Genomic DNA, 15,915 nt, shown 5'->3' on the forward strand with positions numbered 1-15,915 from the left:
GCGAAAGCTGGAATCTCTTTGCCTTCGAGTCGAGAGGAAAAAGAAATGAGATGCCGGCTTCCGCCGGGATGACGATCAGGAAACCAGCGCGAGCCTGGGCGGTTCGGCGGCCGAGAGGCGAACGGCGGTGACTCCGTCCAGGCGCTCCACGCGGGCGGCGGTCTCGGCGTCGAGCAGGAAATCGCGGCCGAGGATGAGGTCGGCCTCCCCGCCTTCCAACGTCGCCCGCAGGCGAAGCACGCCATTTCCGCCGCGTTCGTCGGCGAGCAGGTTGGCGAGACGGCGGAGCGTGTCCGCGCCCTCTATCTCGACTTCCATCTGGAGGCGCGTGCGTTTGGACAGGGCTTCGAAGGACTGGACGCTGCGGATCGTCACGCGCGGCGCTTCCTCGCCCGGTCGCCGGTCCAGCTCGACGCCGAGCAGCGCGCAGCCGCCGGCCTTGGCGGCATCCTCCACCTGGGCGGCGACCATGTCGTCGAAGACCGTCGCCGCGAACTGGCCCGAAGCGTCGGACATCGTCGCCATCAAATAGCGGCGTCCGCGCGCGGAGGTCCGCCAGCGCGCTTCCTCGACGAGGCCGGCCATCACCGCGCCGGAGCGGCCGCCATCGGGCGACGCGGGCATCGCGCCAAGCTCCGCGAAGCTCCGCGCCCCGTTCGCGATCGCGAGGTGGCGGTAGCGGTCGACCGGATGGGCGGAGAAATAGAAGCCGAAGCTCTCTTTCTCCTGCGCCATCCGTTCCGCCATCGACCAGAGCGCGGTCGCCGGCATGCGGATGGGCACGACGTTCGCCTCGCCCTCGCCGAACAACCCGCCCTGCCCGCTGGTGCGCGCATCGGCGGCGCTGGCGGCGTGGGCGAGGATCGTTTCGGCCGCCGCGTGCACCGCCGCCCGATTGGGCGTCACGCCATCGAAAGCGCCGCCGCCGGCAAGGCTTTCTATCTGCCGTCGATTGAGCAGGCGCGGGTCGACGCGATCGGCGAAATCGTCGAGCGACTTGAACGGCCCGTTGGCGCCGCGCTCCTCGACCAGTTGCTCCATCGCCTTCTCGCCGACCCCCTTGAGGGCCGCGAGCGCATAGCGCACGGCATAGCCCTCACCAACCGGCTCGACCGAGAATTCAGCTTCGCTGGCGTTGACGGAAGGCGGCAGGCATTCGACCTCCAGCCGGCGCATGTCGTCGGTGAAGATGGCGAGCTTGTCGGTCTGCGCCATGTCGAAGCACATCGACGCCGCGTAGAATTCGACCGGGTGGTGCGCCTTCAGCCACGCCGTCTGGTAGGCGACGAGCGCATAGGCCGCCGCGTGGCTCTTGTTGAAGCCGTAGCCGGCGAATTTGTCGATCAAGTCGAACAATTCGTTGGCTTTGGCCGGCGCGATGGCGTTGGCCGCGCAGCCGGTGACGAAACGGTCCCTCTGGGCATCCATCTCGGCCTGGATCTTCTTGCCCATCGCGCGGCGGAGCAGATCGGCCTCGCCGAGGCTGTAGCCGGCGAGCACCTGCGCCGCCTGCATCACCTGCTCCTGATAGACGAAGATGCCGTATGTCTCTTTCAGCACCTCTTCCAGCAGCGGATGCGGATAGGCGATCGGCTCGCGGCCGTTCTTGCGGGCGCCGAACATCGGGATATTGTCCATCGGCCCCGGCCGGTAGAGCGAGACCAGCGCGATGATATCCTCGAAGCTGGTCGGCTTCACCGCCGCCAGCGTCCGGCGCATGCCTTCCGATTCCAGCTGGAACACGCCGACGGTCTCGCCGCGCTGGAGCAATTTGTAGACTTCGGGATCGTCCCACGCGAGGCGATCGAGATCGACCTGGATGCCACGCGCGGCCAGCATCCGCGCGGCCTTCTGCAGCACCGAGAGCGTCTTCAGTCCGAGGAAATCGAACTTCACCAGCCCCGCCGCCTCGACATATTTCATGTCGAACTGGGTGACCGGCATGTCGGAGCGCGGATCGCGGTAGAGCGGCACCAATTGGTCGAGCCGGCGGTCGCCGATGACGACGCCGGCGGCGTGGGTGGAGCTGTGGCGCGGCAGTCCTTCGAGCTTCATCGCGAGATCGAACAGGCGCCGCACCTGCGCATCGTTCTTATATTCGGCGGCCAATTCGGTGACGCCGTTCAGCGCCCGCTCCAGGGTCCACGGGTCGGTCGGGTGGTTGGGGATCGCCTTGGCGAGCCGGTCGACCTGGCCGTACGACATCTGCAGCACCCGGCCCGTATCCTTCAGCACCGCCCGCGCCTTCAATTTCCCGAAGGTGATGATCTGCGCGACCTTGTCGGCGCCGTAGCGCTGCTGGACGTAGCGGATGACTTCGCCGCGCCGGGTTTCGCAAAAGTCGATGTCGAAGTCGGGCATCGACACGCGCTCGGGGTTGAGGAAGCGCTCGAACAGCAGGCCGAGCCGGATCGGGTCGAGATCGGTGATGGTGAGCGACCAGGCGACCACCGAGCCGGCGCCGGAGCCGCGCCCCGGCCCCACCGGAATGTCGTTCTCCTTCGCCCATTTGATGAAGTCGGCGACGATCAGGAAGTAACCGGGAAAGCCCATGCGGACGATGACGTCCACCTCGAAATCGAGGCGGTCGAAATAGACGCGATACTCGGGAGGTACATCCCCAATTCCGTTCAGGCTGAGCTTGTCGAAGCCCTGCCCTTCCTCGTTCGATCGGGTCAAAGAGGAGGACAGCCCTTCGACAGGCTCAGGGCCGGCGGTGGAGGGGGCCAGGTTCGCTCCCATACGCTCCAATCGCGCCACGAGCCCCGCCCGGGCGTCGCGGCGGAGTTGCTCGGCCTCGGCGTCGATGTCGCCGGCGAGACTGGGCAGGATCGGCTTGCGCTTGGGCGCTCCGACGGCGCAGCGGCGGGCGATGACCGACGTGTTTTCGATGGCCTCCGGCAGGTCTTCGAACAGCTTGCGCATATCCGCCGCCGGCTTGATCCAGGCCTCGGGGGACGATTTGACACGGTCGTCGCGGTCGATCTGGCTCGACTGGGCGATGCACAGCATCGCGTCATGCGCCTTGTGGAAGGCCGTGTCGGTAAAGCAGGCGGGGTTGGTCGCGACCAGCGGCAGATCGCGAACGTAAGCCAGATCGACCAAAGCCGCCTCGGCGCGCTGCTCGACCTCCATTCCGCGCCGGCAGAGCTCGATATAGAGGCGTTCGGGAAAGAGCTTCTCCAGGCGGTCGAGATAGACGGCGGCCGCGTCCGCCTGCTCTTCGGCCAGCAGCCGCGCGAGCGCGCCCTCGCCGCCCGCGGTGAGCGCGATCAGCTTGCCGGTTCGGCCCTCCAACGCCGCGAAGCCGACATGCGCGTCCTCGTCGGCCGGGCGGTCGAGATGCGCCGCCGAAACCAGCGCGCACAGATTCTGGTAGCCCGTCTCGTCCTGGGCATAGAGCGCCAGCCAGTCGATGACGGGCGGCTTGCCTTCCGCGCCTCCCGGCCGGGCGATGCCCAGCATCGTGCCGACGATCGGCTGGACGCCCGTCTCCATGCAAGCGTCGGTGAACGCCATGGCCGCGTAGAGACCGTTGCGATCCGTGAGCGCCGCAGCGGGGAAATCGAGCCTCCTGGCCTGTTTCGCGATCGCCTTGGGCTCGATCGCGCCTTCCAGCATCGTGTAGCAGGAGAAGATACGCAAAGGGACGTACGGGGCTGCCATGCCCTCACTATGGGCAGTCGGAGCCGGTTAGGGAACAGAGCGCGCGCAGTTTTCCACAGGATTCGGGTCGTCAGTCGGAATCGCGCATGATGTCCCTGATTTCGTCCCGGCGATCCTCATAGGCTTCCTCGATGCAGGCATTGCTTCGGCAGCGCTCGCGATAGGCGAGGAAATTGTCGCGCGTGACGATCAGGGCCTGACGCGTCCGCGGACCGGCGGCGGCCATCGCGGAATCGAAATCCTCGGCCATCCTGCGATCCCGCCTGGCGAGCCGCTCGCTGCCGCAGACCATGATCTCGCTGCGGGTCCGGGCATCGCGGCAGTCGAAGCTGGGGTTGGACCAGTTGCCCGCCGGGACGCGAGGGTCGCGCGGCGCTGGTTCGGCCGGAAAGGCGGGCGGATCGAAGCCGGGCTCCACCGCGATCGACCCGTCATCCTCGACCGTCGCGGCGTCGAGCACGTCCTGCGGAAGCTGCAACGGCTCGCCCTCGAGCTCGAAGGCGGCGAGTTGGGAGACGATCGCCTCTTCGCCCGTCATGCGGTAGACCGGTCCGCTGCCGTCCGCGGCGGGCTGCACCTCGTAGCTGACGTCCGCGACCAGCCGTCTCTCGCCGCCGAACGCGCGTTCCGCGCCGGGTGGCAGTTCGAGGATGAAACGGCCGGTACAGGCGGTGACGTCCAGCGCCTCGTCGCGGCTGGTCGCCACCGGATTTTCCATGCGCGGAATGGCGGTCGCCGCCAGCACATCGAAATTGACGCGCTCACCCGTCCGAATGCGGGCCGCCTGATCGAAAACAAGTTTCTTCAGGCCTTGGAAGGTGTCGCTTGACGCACAGGCGTCCTGGATCGCCTCCTCGCGTTCGACAATTATCTCCGCTTCGGTCTTGGCCTCCGGGGCGCCGCCCATGGTGACGAAGCTCAGGCCGAAGCCCGCGGCAATCGCGAGCACCAGGGCGGTCAGGGCTATTACCAGCTTGCGTTTGTCGATCATCCTTCGCCTCACAACCGGCAGAAGCGGCTATCCTATTCCAGCACGCCATCGTGCAAACGCACGACGCGGTCCATCTTTGCGGCGATGCGTTCGTTATGCGTGGCGACGAGCGCGGCGGAGCCTTCATCGCGGACCAGCTTGACGAATTCCATGAACACCACGTCGGCGGTGGCTTCGTCGAGATTGCCGGTCGGCTCGTCCGCCAGCACCAGCGACGGGCGGTTGGCGAGCGCGCGGGCCACGGCGACGCGCTGCTGCTCGCCGCCCGAAAGCTTGCTCGGCCGATGGCTCAGCCGCTCGCCCAGGCCCAGCGACGTCAGCAGCGATTCCGCCCGCTCGCGCGCATCCGCCGTCTCCGCGCCGTGGATGAGCTGCGGAAGGATGACATTCTCCGCGGCGTTGAAATCGGGCAGCAAATGGTGGAACTGATAAACGAAGCCCAAAGCGTCGCGGCGGATGCGGGTGCGTCCGTCGCTGCCGAGTTGCGCCGCTTCCTCGCCGCCGATCCGGATCGAGCCCTCGAACCCCCCTTCGAGAAGGCCGACGGCCTGGAGCAAAGTGGATTTGCCCGAACCGGAAGGGCCGAGCAAAGCGACAATCTCGCCCCGTCCGACAATGAGATCGACGCCGCGCAGCACATGGATGGTGACGCCGCCCTGCTGGAAGCTGCGCTTCAGTCCGGTGACCTGGAGGATGTCACTCATAGCGCAGCACCTGCACCGGGTCGGTGCTCGCCGCCTTGTAGGCCGGATAGAGGGTAGCGAGGAAGCTGAAGCCCAGCGCCATCGCCGTCACCGCGACGACTTCGAAGGGATCGGTCTTGGAGGGGAGTTCGGTCAGGAACCGGATCGAGGGATCCCACAAATCCTGTCCGGTGACGATCTGGACGAAGTTCACCACCGGCTGGCGGAAATAGAGAGCGATCGCCCCCAGGACCAGCCCGGCGACGGTGCCGAGGCCGCCGATGATCGTGCCCACCGTCATGAATATCTTGAGCAGGCTGCGGCGCGACGCGCCCATGGTACGCAGAATCGCTATGTCCCGCGTCTTGGCGCGGACCAGCATGATGAGCGACGAGAGGATGTTGAACACGGCCACCAGGATGATGAGCGACAGGATGACGAACATCGCCACCCGCTCCACCGACAGGGCCTCGAACAGGGCCTGGTTCATGGAACGCCAGTCCGAAAGCACCGCCTGCCCGGCGACCGCCGCGGCGAGCGGGGCGAGTATCTCCCCGACCCGGTCGGCGTCCACCGTCTCGATCTCGACCATGCCGACGGCGTCGCCGAGCATGAGCAGGGTCTGGGCATCCTCGATCGGCATGACCACGAACGCCTTGTCGTAATCGTAGACGCCGACCTCGAAGATGGCGGCGACGTTGTAGGAGACGATGCGCGGAACGGTGCCGAAGGGCGTCGTACGCCCCTGCGGGCTGATCAGGCTGATCTGGCCGCCGACGGTCGCGCCCAGCGATTCGGCGAGGCGAATGCCGATAGCCACGTTTTGCGAGCCCGGACGAAGCGCCTGGAGCGAGCCGGCGACTTCGTTGCCGCGAAGGATCGGGTTTTCGAGAATGTCCGCGCGCCGCATTCCGCGCACCAGCACGCCCTCGACCCGCCCGTCATAGCTCGCCATCAAAGGCTGCTCGATGAGGGGCACGGCCGCGGTGACTCCGGGCGTCGCCTTCGCCTGTTCGGCGATCTCGCGCCAGCCGGGCAGCCGGCCGCCATAGCCCTGGACCACGGCGTGGCCGTTGAGGCCGACCACCTTGCTGAACAGCTCGTCGCGAAAGCCGTTCATCACGCTCATCACGATGATGAGCGCGGCGACGCCGAGCATGACCGCGAACAGGCTGATCGAGGCGACGAGGAAGATGAAGCCCTCGCCCTTGCCCGGCAGCAGATAGCGCTTGGCGATCATGCGCTCGTAGCGGGTGAGGATCATGACGCGCCCCCCAACGCGTTACCCCGGCCCTCGTCATCCCAGCGAAAGCTGGGATCTCTTTGCCTTGCTGCGGAAGAAGAGAGATTCCAGCTTGCGCTGGAATGACGGGATTGGCGCATCCGTCCGACCCTCATCCCGCCAGCCTCGCCAGCGCGCTCTCCATCGACAGCTCTTCGCGCTCGCCGGTGGCGCGGTTCTTGAGCTCGACGACACCCTTCTCCAGTCCCTTGGGGCCGACGATCACCTGCCAGGGAAGCCCGATCACGTCCATGGTCGCGAACTTGGCGCCGCCGCGTTCGTCGCGGTCGTCGTAGAGGGTGTCGATACCGGCATTCTGGAGTTGGCCGTAGAGGCGGTCGGCAGCCTCGGCGCAGGCCGCATCGTCGGCGCGCATGTTGATGAGGCCGACCTTGTAGGGCGCGACGCTTTCGGGCCAGATTATGCCGCTCTCGTCATGGCTCGCCTCGATGATCGCGCCCATCAGGCGGGAGACGCCGACGCCGTAGCTGCCCATATGCGGGTGTACCTGCCCGCCCTCCTTCGTCTGGACCGACAGGCCCATCGACGCGCTGTACTTGGTGCCGAAGGCGAAGATGTGCCCCACCTCGATGCCGCGACGGCTCCGGAGGCGTTCGGCCGGGACCGGGCAGGCCTCGACCTTGGCGTGCTCTTCCTCCTCCATCGCATAGAGATCGGTCAGGCGCGTGATGGTCGAAGCGTCGGCGGCGAGCAGCTCGTCGCGCGTTACCTCCTCGATGGCGGCGTCGTAGAAGAGCGCGCTCTCGCCCGTGTCCGCCAGTATGTGGAATTCGTGGCTGAGGTCGCCGCCAATGGGGCCGGTGGGAGCGCGGACGGGAACCGCCTGAAGGCCGAGCCGGGCGAAGGTGCGAAGATAGGCGACGAACATCGCCTCATAGCTCTTCCTCAGCCCCTCCTCGTCGAGGTCGAAGCTGTAGGCGTCCTTCATCAGGAACTCGCGGCCGCGCATCACGCCGAAACGCGGGCGGACCTCGTCGCGGAACTTCCACTGGATATGGTAGAGGGTGCGCGGCAGGTCGCGGTAGCTCTTCGCCGCGTCCTTGAAGAGCAAGGTGATCATCTCTTCGTTGGTCGGGCCGTAGAGCATGTCCCGATCGTGCCGGTCCTTGATGCGCAGCATCTCCGGGCCGTATGCGTCGTAGCGGCCGGACTGGCGCCACAGGTCGGCCGACTGGATGGTCGGCATCAAAAGCTCGATCGCGCCGGCTCTGTCCTGCTCCTCGCGGACGATCGCCTCGATACGGTTCAGCACCTTGAGGCCGAGCGGCAGCCAGGCGTAGATGCCGGCGGCGGTCTGGCGGACGAGGCCGGCGCGGAGCATCAGCTTGTGGCTGACGATCTGGGCGTCGGCGGGCGTTTCCTTGGTGACGGGGAGGAAATAGCGGGAGAGGCGCATAAGCGGGGGGCTGGTCCGGACAAGAAGCGAGGGTCGCTCAGCCTCTAGGGGCGCACCCCGTCCAAGGCAACCGCCCGGCCTGCGCTCATACCGGTATCGCTGTTGCATAGCCGACACAGGGCCATCGCAAATGCCCCGCGATACCGTATTTGCCGGTGACAAGGCCAACCGCCTTCCCTAGCATCCGGACCACGAGCTGCGGCTAAGGCCTTGGTTCGGGGAGGCTTCGGCCCCGCTTCCTCAGGCGAGGTGAGGAAGTGCGCGGGCCGGGCATTCTACAAGGGGGTTGGCGGGAAACCGTCACGCGGGTGCCCGGGTCCACAGGATCCGGGCACTTGCTATTTCCGGCCCCTCGTTCCGCTTATCGTTCGAATCTCTTTCGCCGCCGCCATGCGAGGCGCTATGCCTCCGTTCGGGCCGTCGGGGAGGGGTGATGAGAAATCTGCGGCGAATCCTCGGCAGCGCGGCGTTGCGGCCGGTGCTGGTGATCTGGGGTTTCGGCTATTTGCTGGTCGAAATTTTCGCCGTGCTGCTGGGTCGGTCGTCGCCGGGGACGAACCTTCTCAGCTCGATACCCTTGTTCGCGGTCGGCGTCGGCCTGACCCTGCTGCTCGACCGGACGCGGCTCCGGCTCCACGATTCTCCGCCCCTCTCCCGCTGGCTGCTGATGGGCATGGCCATCATCGCCGCGACCGCGGTGCATACGGCGGTCGACCTCCACTGGCTCAAATGGCTGGCGCTGACCGTCGCTCCGGACTGGCAGGAATGGGCGCTGAACCTGGGCAGCCAGCGCGTTTTCACCGTCGGACTCCTCTATTTGTGGACCTTCTGTCTTGCCCTCACCCTCCTCTGGGCCGCCGGCGTGAGCAATGCCGCCCAGGCGAGCGCCGCCCGCGCCAGCGCCTTCGAGGCTTCCAGCCATCGCGCCGAGGCGGCCGCCCTCCGGCTTCAGCTCAACCCGCATTTCCTGTTCAACGCGATGAACTCCGTGTCGAGTCTCGTCGCCCTCGACCGCAAGGCGGAAGCGGAGGCGATGATCGGCCAGCTTTGCGATTTCCTCCGCGCATCCCTCGCCTCCGATCCGATGGCAGACGTGGCGCTGGCCGATGAGATCGATACGATCGACGCCTATCTCGGCATCGAGGGGGCGCGGTTCGGCGACCGGCTGGAGGTGGATATCGACGTGCCGGACGAGGCGATGCGAGCGCAGGTGCCCAATTTCATCCTTCAGCCGCTGGTCGAGAATGCGATCAAGCACGGCGTGTCGGCCGCGCGCGGCCGCGCCACGATCCGGATCAGCGCGGCGAAGGAAGGCGATATGCTCGTGCTGAGCGTGGTGAACCAAGCCGAGCCCGGCCGTGCCGGAGAGGAATCCGACGAGGGGGGACTGGACCGTCGCGGCATTGGCCTGTCCAACATCCGCCAGCGCCTCGCGATCGGCTACGGCAATCGCGCTGGGCTCGAGACCGGCGCCATTCCCGGCGGCTACAGCGCCGTCATCCGCCTGCCCTTCGCGGACGCCGCCGCCGGAGATAGCTGATCCGGCTGGGCCCGTCGCCCGGCCGCATTGTAAATCGGCCGCCATTCGCCTATATCGGGCTGGCTAACGTCGCCTGCGGCGGAATTTGACGCCTTTCGGCCTATCCTTCCCTTACTCGCTTCATGGCTCACGCGGCGCACGTTGCGCGCGGACAACCATTTTGAAATGAAAGGACGGGACAAAATGCCCTCAGGCACCGTCAAATTCTTCAACTACGACCGGGGCTACGGCTTCATCTCCAACGACGATGGCGGCGCCGACGCGTTCGTCCACGTCACCGCGGTCGAAGCCGCCGGCCTGCCCGGGCTCAACAAGGACGAGCGCATCAGCTACGACCTGGAGACCGGCGCCAACGGCAAGATATCCGCCATCAACCTCCAGCCGGCGGGCTGAGCCCGACCCGATTGGAAAGCGGCCCACCGCGGCCCCACGAGAAAGAGAAAATATGGCCAAGGAAGCGCTGCTCACGATGGAAGGGCTGATCGACGAGATCCTGCCGGACGGGCGCTTCGGCGTGACGCTCGACAACGAGCACCGGATCATCGCCTACACCGCCGGCAAGATGCGCAAATTCCGCATCCGCTCCGTGGTCGGCGACCGGGTCCATGTGGAGATGACGCCCTACGACCTCACCAAGGGGCGAATCGTCTTCCGGGAGAAGACCCCCGGCCAGGGCCCCGGCCCGAGGCGGAGCGGCTTCCGGCGTTAGCGCCGACAGTAACGACAAGGCGGCCATGCGCCGCCCAAGGAATGAAATGAACGTACAGACTATCGATAACATTCGACCCAAACTCTCTTTGGCTTTTGCGGGGGCTTCGGCTCTCCACCCATCGGGAATTCTATCGAGCCGGCCTGCTGCCAAGCGCTGCTCGCCTCTTCTTTCCGATCGCGAGTTGCGGCGCATCGTCGCCGGCATGATCGGCTGATACCCACCGGCCCTTCCCGTTCGCGGGGAGGGCTTTTATCTGGAGACCCAGACATGTCGAGAATTCCCGTCCGTCCCTTCCTGATCGCCAAGGACGAGGAAGGCCATTTCCGCATCACCGTGCGCGAGACCCGCTACAACAGCCAGGGCTACCCCCTCGTCACCGCCACTTTGCAGGACGAGACCTTCAAGACGGCGACGGCGGCGCGCACGCACGCCAAGGAGCATTTCGGGGCCGAGGCAGGCCAGTTCGCGCTCAAATAAGCCGACCTTCTTCGTAACGATCCAACCCGCGCGCGCGCCGCATGTCGCCGCGGCGGGGCGACGAGTGCCGGCATTTCGAGCGGAGCCTGTTCCGGCTTGCTCGGACTCTCGCGAAACCGCTCTCCGCCTTAAGGATTTCCCAACCGCGCGTCTGGCAGACTAGCTACCGGGGCAAGTGCCGGGAGGGGGAATTTCATGCTTCGCGTGAGCAAGGCGGATCTGCGGCTGGGAATGTTCGTCCAGTCGCTCGAAGGTTCCTGGTTCGACCATCCGTTCTGGAAATCCAAATTCCTGCTCGCCGAGGAGGAGGATCTGCGCGCGCTGCAAGGCAGCGACATCGAATGCGTGTGGGTGGACGAGGTCAAGAGCCTCGCCCCTGCCCTCGCCCACCTGACGCCACAGGAGCCGACGCCCAGGCGAAGGCTGTTCGAGGAGCTGTCCTCCGAAGCGCCCGCGGAGACATCTCCGGCCGCGCCGCCCAGGCCGCGCCGCGCCTCGCTTCCCAATGAATATCATGCCGCCCAGACGGTGCTGGAGGATTGCAAGGCCGCGGTCGGCGAGCTCTTCGCCCGGGTGCGCAGCGGCGACGCCTCGGCGGTCGAGGACGCCGCCCCCGTCGTCGGCGGCATCGCCGAATCGGTCGCGCGCAATTCGGACGCCTTGATCACCCTCGCCCGCGTCCGCACCCTCGACGAATATACCTATATGCACTCGGTCGCGGTCAGCGCGCTGATGATCAACCTCGCGCGCCAGCTCCAGCTGCCGCCCGAATATATCAAGCAGGCGGGCACGGCCGGGCTGTTCATGGACGTGGGCAAGGCGCTGCTCCCGCCGGAGCTCCTCGGCAAAAGGGGAGATTATGCGCCCGAGGATTGGGCGGAGATGCGCCGCCACCCGAAGCTTGGCGCGGATGCGGTCAAGGCGTCGGGCGACCTGTCCAAGATCGTCGCCGACGTCTGCCTCCACCATCACGAGCGGCATGACGGCAGCGGCTATCCCCACGGCCTGAAGGGCGACGAGATCAGCCTGTTCGCGCGCATGGCCGCGCTCTGCGACACCTATGACGCGCTCGTCTCCGTCCGCCCGCACCGCCCGGCCTACGGCCCGGCCGAGGCGGTGGCCGAAATGTACAAACTCAAGGGCCGGTTCGACGAGAGCCTGCTCGCCGGCTTCATCAAGAGCATCGGCATCTATCCGGTGGGGAGCCTGGTGCGCCTCGAATCGCGCATGCTCGGCTGCGTCGCGGCCCAGCGCCGGGACCAGCTGACCCGGCCCCTCGTCCGCATCTTCTATTCCATTCGGCAACGCACGCACGTGCCGGTCGAGGAAGTGGACCTGGCGCAAGTGCCCGAGCCGGACCGGATCGTCGCCCGCGAGGAGCCCGGCCGCTGGGGCCTGCCCGACTGGGACAATTATGCGCTGACCATCCTCCAGGGCCAGAAGGCGAAGCGCGCGGCGTGACCCGGTGCAGGCGGCGGGTGCGCGAAGTTGACGAAGTTTACACGTGCCATGGGCTTCCGGTTGCACCGGCCGGGCGCGGCGTGTGGCGCGGGCCGTGAAGGGAACCGCGTTTGCTTCCCTTTCCCTTGGCCGATGCCCGCCCCGAGACATCCGGCGCGGGTGGAGGGATGACCGGCACGACTGGCACAAAAGTGACATGGAATCGCGGCGGTCTGCCCGCAGCGGCGGGCGCGGACTGGAACAGCCTGGAGACAGTCGGTGGCGGGAGCGACTCGGCCATTGCAAGTCTATGACCGATCGGGGGTGGGTGTAGGAAAATCGAAAATGAGGGTTGCCGGGGGCAAGTTTCATTCTCGATTTTCGCCGGAAGCTTTTCCAAGCTCCTCGCGTCTGAGGTTTGGCGCGTCTTGAAGCCCCGGCCTCTCTCTGCTACTGTGAAACCATGAAGAATGTCACAGTTTCACTGGACGATGCCACCTACCGGGCCGCGCGTGTGAAGGCGGCCCAGGCGGGGCGTTCGCTTTCGGCCCTGGTGCGCGAGGCGCTCGAGGAGCTTGGCTCCGGCGAAACCGAATTCGAGCGGCTGCACAGGGAGGAACTGGAGTTGAGGGAGAAGCTGAAAGAGCTTCCTCCTTTCCGCGCCAGCGACCGCCTCACCCGTGAAGAGGTGCACGACCGTGCCCGCGAGCGGAAGGAATGGCGCGAGCGGCGGTCTTGACCGGCTTCCTCGACACGAACGTTCTGATCTACGCCGTCGGCAACCTGCCGGAAGAGGCGGCGAAACGCGAGAGGGCGTGGCGGCTGATCGATGGCGGCGACGTTGCCGTGTCGATGCAGGTTCTGCAGGAATTCTATCACCAGGCGACGAGGCGGAGCCGCCCCAACCCGCTGTCGCCGGACCTGGCCAGGGGCTTCGTGGAGCGATGGCGGCGCTTTTCGGTGCAGGAGACGACGCTCAAGCTGCTCGATCTCGGCTTCGAAGTCCAGCGCCGCCACCGCTTCAGCTTCTGGGACAGCATGATCGTCGCCGCGGCGCGCGCGCAGGGCTGCGATGTGCTGTGGACCGAGGATATGGACGACGGGCGGATCGTGGACGGGATGCGAATCGCCAATCCGTTTCGGTAAAGGAGCAGCGAACAGGTGCTGTGTCCCCCCTAACCTCCAAGCGTCCCCAAGATTTCAGCTAGACGGCGCGGTAAAAGTGCGATGACGGAAGTGGCGACAGTGCCCAGTGAAACCCCCCACCTTTTCCTGGATGAAGTACGTCGAGCTCCTTATTTGTATAAATCCGCTCGTACTCATCGGTAGGCGTGTTACGGTTTCTTAATGGCCTCCTTCCGTACCGCTCAATAAACTTAGCGATTAGGTCGGCCTCAACGCCTTCGCAATTCGTCCCATGCCAACGGACTTTTGGTTCGCAGTAGTATATCCTTATTCGAAGATCAGGTATTTTTTTCGCAAGTTCAGGAATCCAGCTTCTTAGATGAGATGTGATGCGCCTCTGCGCCTGCCCTTTGCCGATGTACGCAACAGGAGAGTGACGGTCGCCGTAGGCAAATGAAAATGGTCGGCGTACCCCGATAATGTACACCGCTCGATCGGTTAGAAGTCCCTTGTGGCCATCAAGGTCAACCGCCTTCTTCAGGGCGCGCCAACTAGACACCCCCGCGCCTCGGAATTCGATGAACTTCCAGTTCAACTTCACACGCGCTGCCACATAGCTCTCCATTCACCCAGCAGAGCATTGATGGCATCTCGCAGGTTACGAGATCAAGGGGCGCAATGCTGCAAAGAATTGCTTTCTTAGACCAACCTGCTCTGCTTCACCGCCGCTTCGATAAAACTGGCGAACAACGGATGTGGCTCGAAGGGCTTGCTCTTGAGCTCCGGATGGAACTGCACGCCCTCCTTCGACTGGCGCCTCGGCTACGCTCGGTGCCGCTCAGGACAATCGGAATTTTGTAGGCGTCCAGTTTCACCCCTAGACCAAACGACTCTGCTTCACCGCCGCTTCGATAAAACTGGCGAACAGCGGATGCGGCTCGAAGGGCTTCGACTTCAGCTCCGGATGGAACTGCACACCCACGAACCAGGGATGGTCCGGCCGCTCCACGATTTCCGGCAGGGCGCCATCGGGGCTCATGCCGGAGAAGATCAGGCCCCCCTCCTCCAGCTTCGGCACGTAATGCGCGTTGACTTCGTAGCGGTGGCGGTGGCGTTCGCTGATCGCCTTGCTGCCGTAGATGGTGGCGACGTGGCTGTTGGGGCTTAGGGTCGCGTCATAGGCGCCGAGGCGCATGGTGCCGCCCAGCTCACCCCCGGCCGCCCTTCGTTGCAGGCCCTCAGGGCCCATCCATTCGGTGATGAGGCCGACGACCGGCTCCTCCGTCTCGCCGAATTCGGTGGTGCTGGCCTTTTCGAGGCCGGCGGTGCGCGCCGCCTCGATGCAGGCCATCTGCATGCCGAGGCAGATGCCGAAGAAGGGGACGTTGCGCTCGCGGGCGAAGCGGACGCTGGCGATCTTGCCCTCGCTGCCGCGCTCGCCGAAGCCGCCCGGGACGAGGATGCCGTGGACCGGCTCCAGCATCGGCGCGACGTCGTCGCCGTTCTCGGAGAAGAGTTCGGCGTCGAGCCAGTTGATGCGGACCTTGACCCGGTTGGCCATGCCGCCGTGGATCAGCGCCTCGGTGAGGCTCTTATAAGCGTCCGGAAGCCCGACATATTTGCCGACCACGCCGATCGTTACCTCGCCCTCGAAATGCTCCTGGCGGTCCATGATGTCCTCCCAGCGGGAGAGATCGGGCGCGGGCGCGTCGTGGATGCCGAAGGCGCGCAGGACCTCGAAATCGAGGCCTTCGCGGTGATACTGCATGGGGACGGAATAAATGCTCTTCGCGTCCAATGCGGGGATGACCGCCTCTTTCCTGACGTTGCAGAATTGGGCGATCTTGGCGCGCTCGGTATCGGGGAGCGGGCGATCGACGCGGCAGAGCAGGACGTCCGGCTGGATGCCGAGGCTGGTCAGGTCGCGGACGCTGTGCTGGGTCGGCTTGGTCTTCAATTCGCCGGCGGCGGCGATGTAGGGGATGAGGGTGGTGTGGATCGAGACGGTGTTCTCGCGCCCCAGATCGTTCCTGAGCTGCCGGATCGCCTCGATGAAGGGGAGCGATTCGATGTCGCCGACGGTGCCGCCGATCTCGCAGATCAGGAAATCGAGATCGCCCAGTTCGGCGCGGGCGAAATCCTTGATCTCGTTGGTGACGTGCGGGATCACCTGGACGGTGGCGCCGAGATAATCGCCGCGCCGCTCCTTGGCGATGATGTCGCGGTAGATGCGGCCGGTGGTGATATTATCGGACTGGCGGGCGGGGACGCCGGTGAAGCGCTCGTAATGGCCGAGGTCGAGGTCGGTCTCGGCGCCGTCGTCGGTGACGTAGACCTCGCCATGCTGATAGGGCGACATCGTCCCCGGATCGACGTTGAGATAAGGGTCGAACTTCCTGATGCGGACCTTGTAGCCGCGCGCCTGGAGAAGGGCCGCCAGAGAGGCTGCCATGAGACCTTTGCCGAGCGAGGAGACCACGCCGCCGGTGATGAAAATGAACCGCGCCATGGGAGGAAAGGCTTAAGCGGTGGCGCGGGAAAAGGGCAAGCCGCAGAATCGGATTGAGGCGAAATAAATGCGC

The 15,915-nt window shown here is 65.7% G+C and carries 14 protein-coding genes; 7 read left to right on the forward strand and 7 right to left on the reverse strand.

Annotated features, from left to right (window positions below):
* Nucleotides 1-75: 75 nt before the first annotated feature.
* The 5 genes from dnaE to proS all read right to left on the reverse strand — a co-directional run bounded on the left by dnaE (nt 76) and on the right by proS (nt 8,039).
* Nucleotides 76-3,666: a DNA polymerase III subunit alpha gene (gene dnaE / locus ACFQRC_RS02230; protein WP_379957310.1), complete on the reverse strand. Its 3,591-nt coding sequence runs from the start codon at nt 3,664-3,666 to the stop codon at nt 76-78.
* Between the two features lie 70 nt (nt 3,667-3,736).
* The gene (locus ACFQRC_RS02235) at nt 3,737-4,657 is read right to left on the reverse strand and encodes a lysozyme inhibitor LprI family protein (RefSeq protein WP_379957312.1); all 921 of its coding nucleotides are present in this window, start codon (nt 4,655-4,657) and stop codon (nt 3,737-3,739) included.
* A 32-nt stretch (nt 4,658-4,689) separates the two neighbouring features.
* Nucleotides 4,690-5,361 carry an ABC transporter ATP-binding protein gene (locus ACFQRC_RS02240; RefSeq protein WP_379957314.1) on the reverse strand — a complete coding sequence of 224 codons (672 nt, stop codon included), beginning with the start codon at nt 5,359-5,361 and terminating at the stop codon, nt 4,690-4,692.
* Entirely contained in the window at nt 5,354-6,604 is a 1,251-nt protein-coding gene (locus ACFQRC_RS02245; protein ID WP_379957316.1) for a lipoprotein-releasing ABC transporter permease subunit, read from the reverse strand. The genes ACFQRC_RS02240 and ACFQRC_RS02245 overlap by 8 nt, the downstream gene beginning before the upstream one ends.
* Nucleotides 6,605-6,734: 130 nt before the next feature.
* Nucleotides 6,735-8,039: a proline--tRNA ligase gene (gene proS, locus ACFQRC_RS02250; protein WP_379957318.1), complete on the reverse strand. Its 1,305-nt coding sequence runs from the start codon at nt 8,037-8,039 to the stop codon at nt 6,735-6,737.
* A 433-nt stretch (nt 8,040-8,472) separates the two neighbouring features.
* Here proS and ACFQRC_RS02255 point away from each other — a divergent pair, with 433 nt between their 5' ends.
* From ACFQRC_RS02255 to ACFQRC_RS02285, 7 genes are all read left to right on the forward strand, one after another.
* Complete coding sequence (locus ACFQRC_RS02255) at nt 8,473-9,579, forward strand: sensor histidine kinase (RefSeq protein WP_379957320.1); 1,107 nt, start codon at nt 8,473-8,475, stop codon at nt 9,577-9,579.
* Nucleotides 9,580-9,762: 183 nt separating this feature from the next.
* Nucleotides 9,763-9,972 carry a cold-shock protein gene (locus ACFQRC_RS02260; protein ID WP_379957322.1) on the forward strand — a complete coding sequence of 70 codons (210 nt, stop codon included), beginning with the start codon at nt 9,763-9,765 and terminating at the stop codon, nt 9,970-9,972.
* Between the two features lie 52 nt (nt 9,973-10,024).
* Nucleotides 10,025-10,288: a translation initiation factor IF-1 gene (gene infA / locus ACFQRC_RS02265; RefSeq protein ID WP_379957324.1), complete on the forward strand. Its 264-nt coding sequence runs from the start codon at nt 10,025-10,027 to the stop codon at nt 10,286-10,288.
* Between the two features lie 270 nt (nt 10,289-10,558).
* Complete coding sequence (locus tag ACFQRC_RS02270) at nt 10,559-10,768, forward strand: hypothetical protein (RefSeq protein ID WP_379957326.1); 210 nt, start codon at nt 10,559-10,561, stop codon at nt 10,766-10,768.
* A gap of 195 nt (nt 10,769-10,963) precedes the next feature.
* Nucleotides 10,964-12,229 carry an HD-GYP domain-containing protein gene (locus ACFQRC_RS02275; protein ID WP_379957328.1) on the forward strand — a complete coding sequence of 422 codons (1,266 nt, stop codon included), beginning with the start codon at nt 10,964-10,966 and terminating at the stop codon, nt 12,227-12,229.
* 397 nt (nt 12,230-12,626) lie between these two features.
* Nucleotides 12,627-12,947: a ribbon-helix-helix protein, CopG family gene (locus ACFQRC_RS02280; protein ID WP_379957329.1), complete on the forward strand. Its 321-nt coding sequence runs from the start codon at nt 12,627-12,629 to the stop codon at nt 12,945-12,947.
* Complete coding sequence (locus ACFQRC_RS02285) at nt 12,926-13,354, forward strand: PIN domain-containing protein (RefSeq protein WP_379957331.1); 429 nt, start codon at nt 12,926-12,928, stop codon at nt 13,352-13,354. Before ACFQRC_RS02280 ends, ACFQRC_RS02285 begins: the two co-directional genes overlap by 22 nt.
* Nucleotides 13,355-14,032: 678 nt before the next feature.
* Here the strand turns inward: ACFQRC_RS02285 and ACFQRC_RS02290 are convergent.
* Nucleotides 14,033-14,131, reverse strand: coding sequence for a hypothetical protein (locus tag ACFQRC_RS02290; RefSeq protein WP_379957333.1), 99 nt, complete (start codon nt 14,129-14,131; stop codon nt 14,033-14,035).
* Nucleotides 14,132-14,210: 79 nt separating this feature from the next.
* On the reverse strand, nt 14,211-15,842 hold the full coding sequence (locus ACFQRC_RS02295; RefSeq protein ID WP_379957334.1) for a CTP synthase: 1,632 nt from the start codon (nt 15,840-15,842) through the stop codon (nt 14,211-14,213).
* Between the last annotated feature and the right edge of the window lie 73 nt (nt 15,843-15,915).

The sequence above is a fragment of the Enterovirga sp. GCM10030262 genome, from assembly GCF_042666435.1.
Classification (GTDB): domain Bacteria; phylum Pseudomonadota; class Alphaproteobacteria; order Sphingomonadales; family Sphingomonadaceae; genus Allosphingosinicella.

Bases quoted from the DNA above. Each gene is read 5' to 3' on its own strand.
- ACFQRC_RS02240 (WP_379957314.1), bottom strand. From the start codon at position 5,361: ATGAGTGACATCCTCCAGGTCACCGGACTGAAGCGCAGCTTCCAGCAG.
- ACFQRC_RS02260 (WP_379957322.1), top strand. From the start codon at position 9,763: ATGCCCTCAGGCACCGTCAAATTCTTCAACTACGACCGGGGCTACGGC.
- infA (WP_379957324.1), top strand. From the start codon at position 10,025: ATGGCCAAGGAAGCGCTGCTCACGATGGAAGGGCTGATCGACGAGATC.
- ACFQRC_RS02275 (WP_379957328.1), top strand. From the start codon at position 10,964: ATGCTTCGCGTGAGCAAGGCGGATCTGCGGCTGGGAATGTTCGTCCAG.
- ACFQRC_RS02295 (WP_379957334.1), bottom strand. From the start codon at position 15,842: ATGGCGCGGTTCATTTTCATCACCGGCGGCGTGGTCTCCTCGCTCGGC.
- ACFQRC_RS02255 (WP_379957320.1), top strand. From the start codon at position 8,473: ATGAGAAATCTGCGGCGAATCCTCGGCAGCGCGGCGTTGCGGCCGGTG.
- dnaE (WP_379957310.1), bottom strand. From the start codon at position 3,666: ATGGCAGCCCCGTACGTCCCTTTGCGTATCTTCTCCTGCTACACGATG.
- ACFQRC_RS02270 (WP_379957326.1), top strand. From the start codon at position 10,559: ATGTCGAGAATTCCCGTCCGTCCCTTCCTGATCGCCAAGGACGAGGAA.
- ACFQRC_RS02235 (WP_379957312.1), bottom strand. From the start codon at position 4,657: ATGATCGACAAACGCAAGCTGGTAATAGCCCTGACCGCCCTGGTGCTC.
- ACFQRC_RS02245 (WP_379957316.1), bottom strand. From the start codon at position 6,604: ATGATCCTCACCCGCTACGAGCGCATGATCGCCAAGCGCTATCTGCTG.
- proS (WP_379957318.1), bottom strand. From the start codon at position 8,039: ATGCGCCTCTCCCGCTATTTCCTCCCCGTCACCAAGGAAACGCCCGCC.
- ACFQRC_RS02285 (WP_379957331.1), top strand. From the start codon at position 12,926: ATGGCGCGAGCGGCGGTCTTGACCGGCTTCCTCGACACGAACGTTCTG.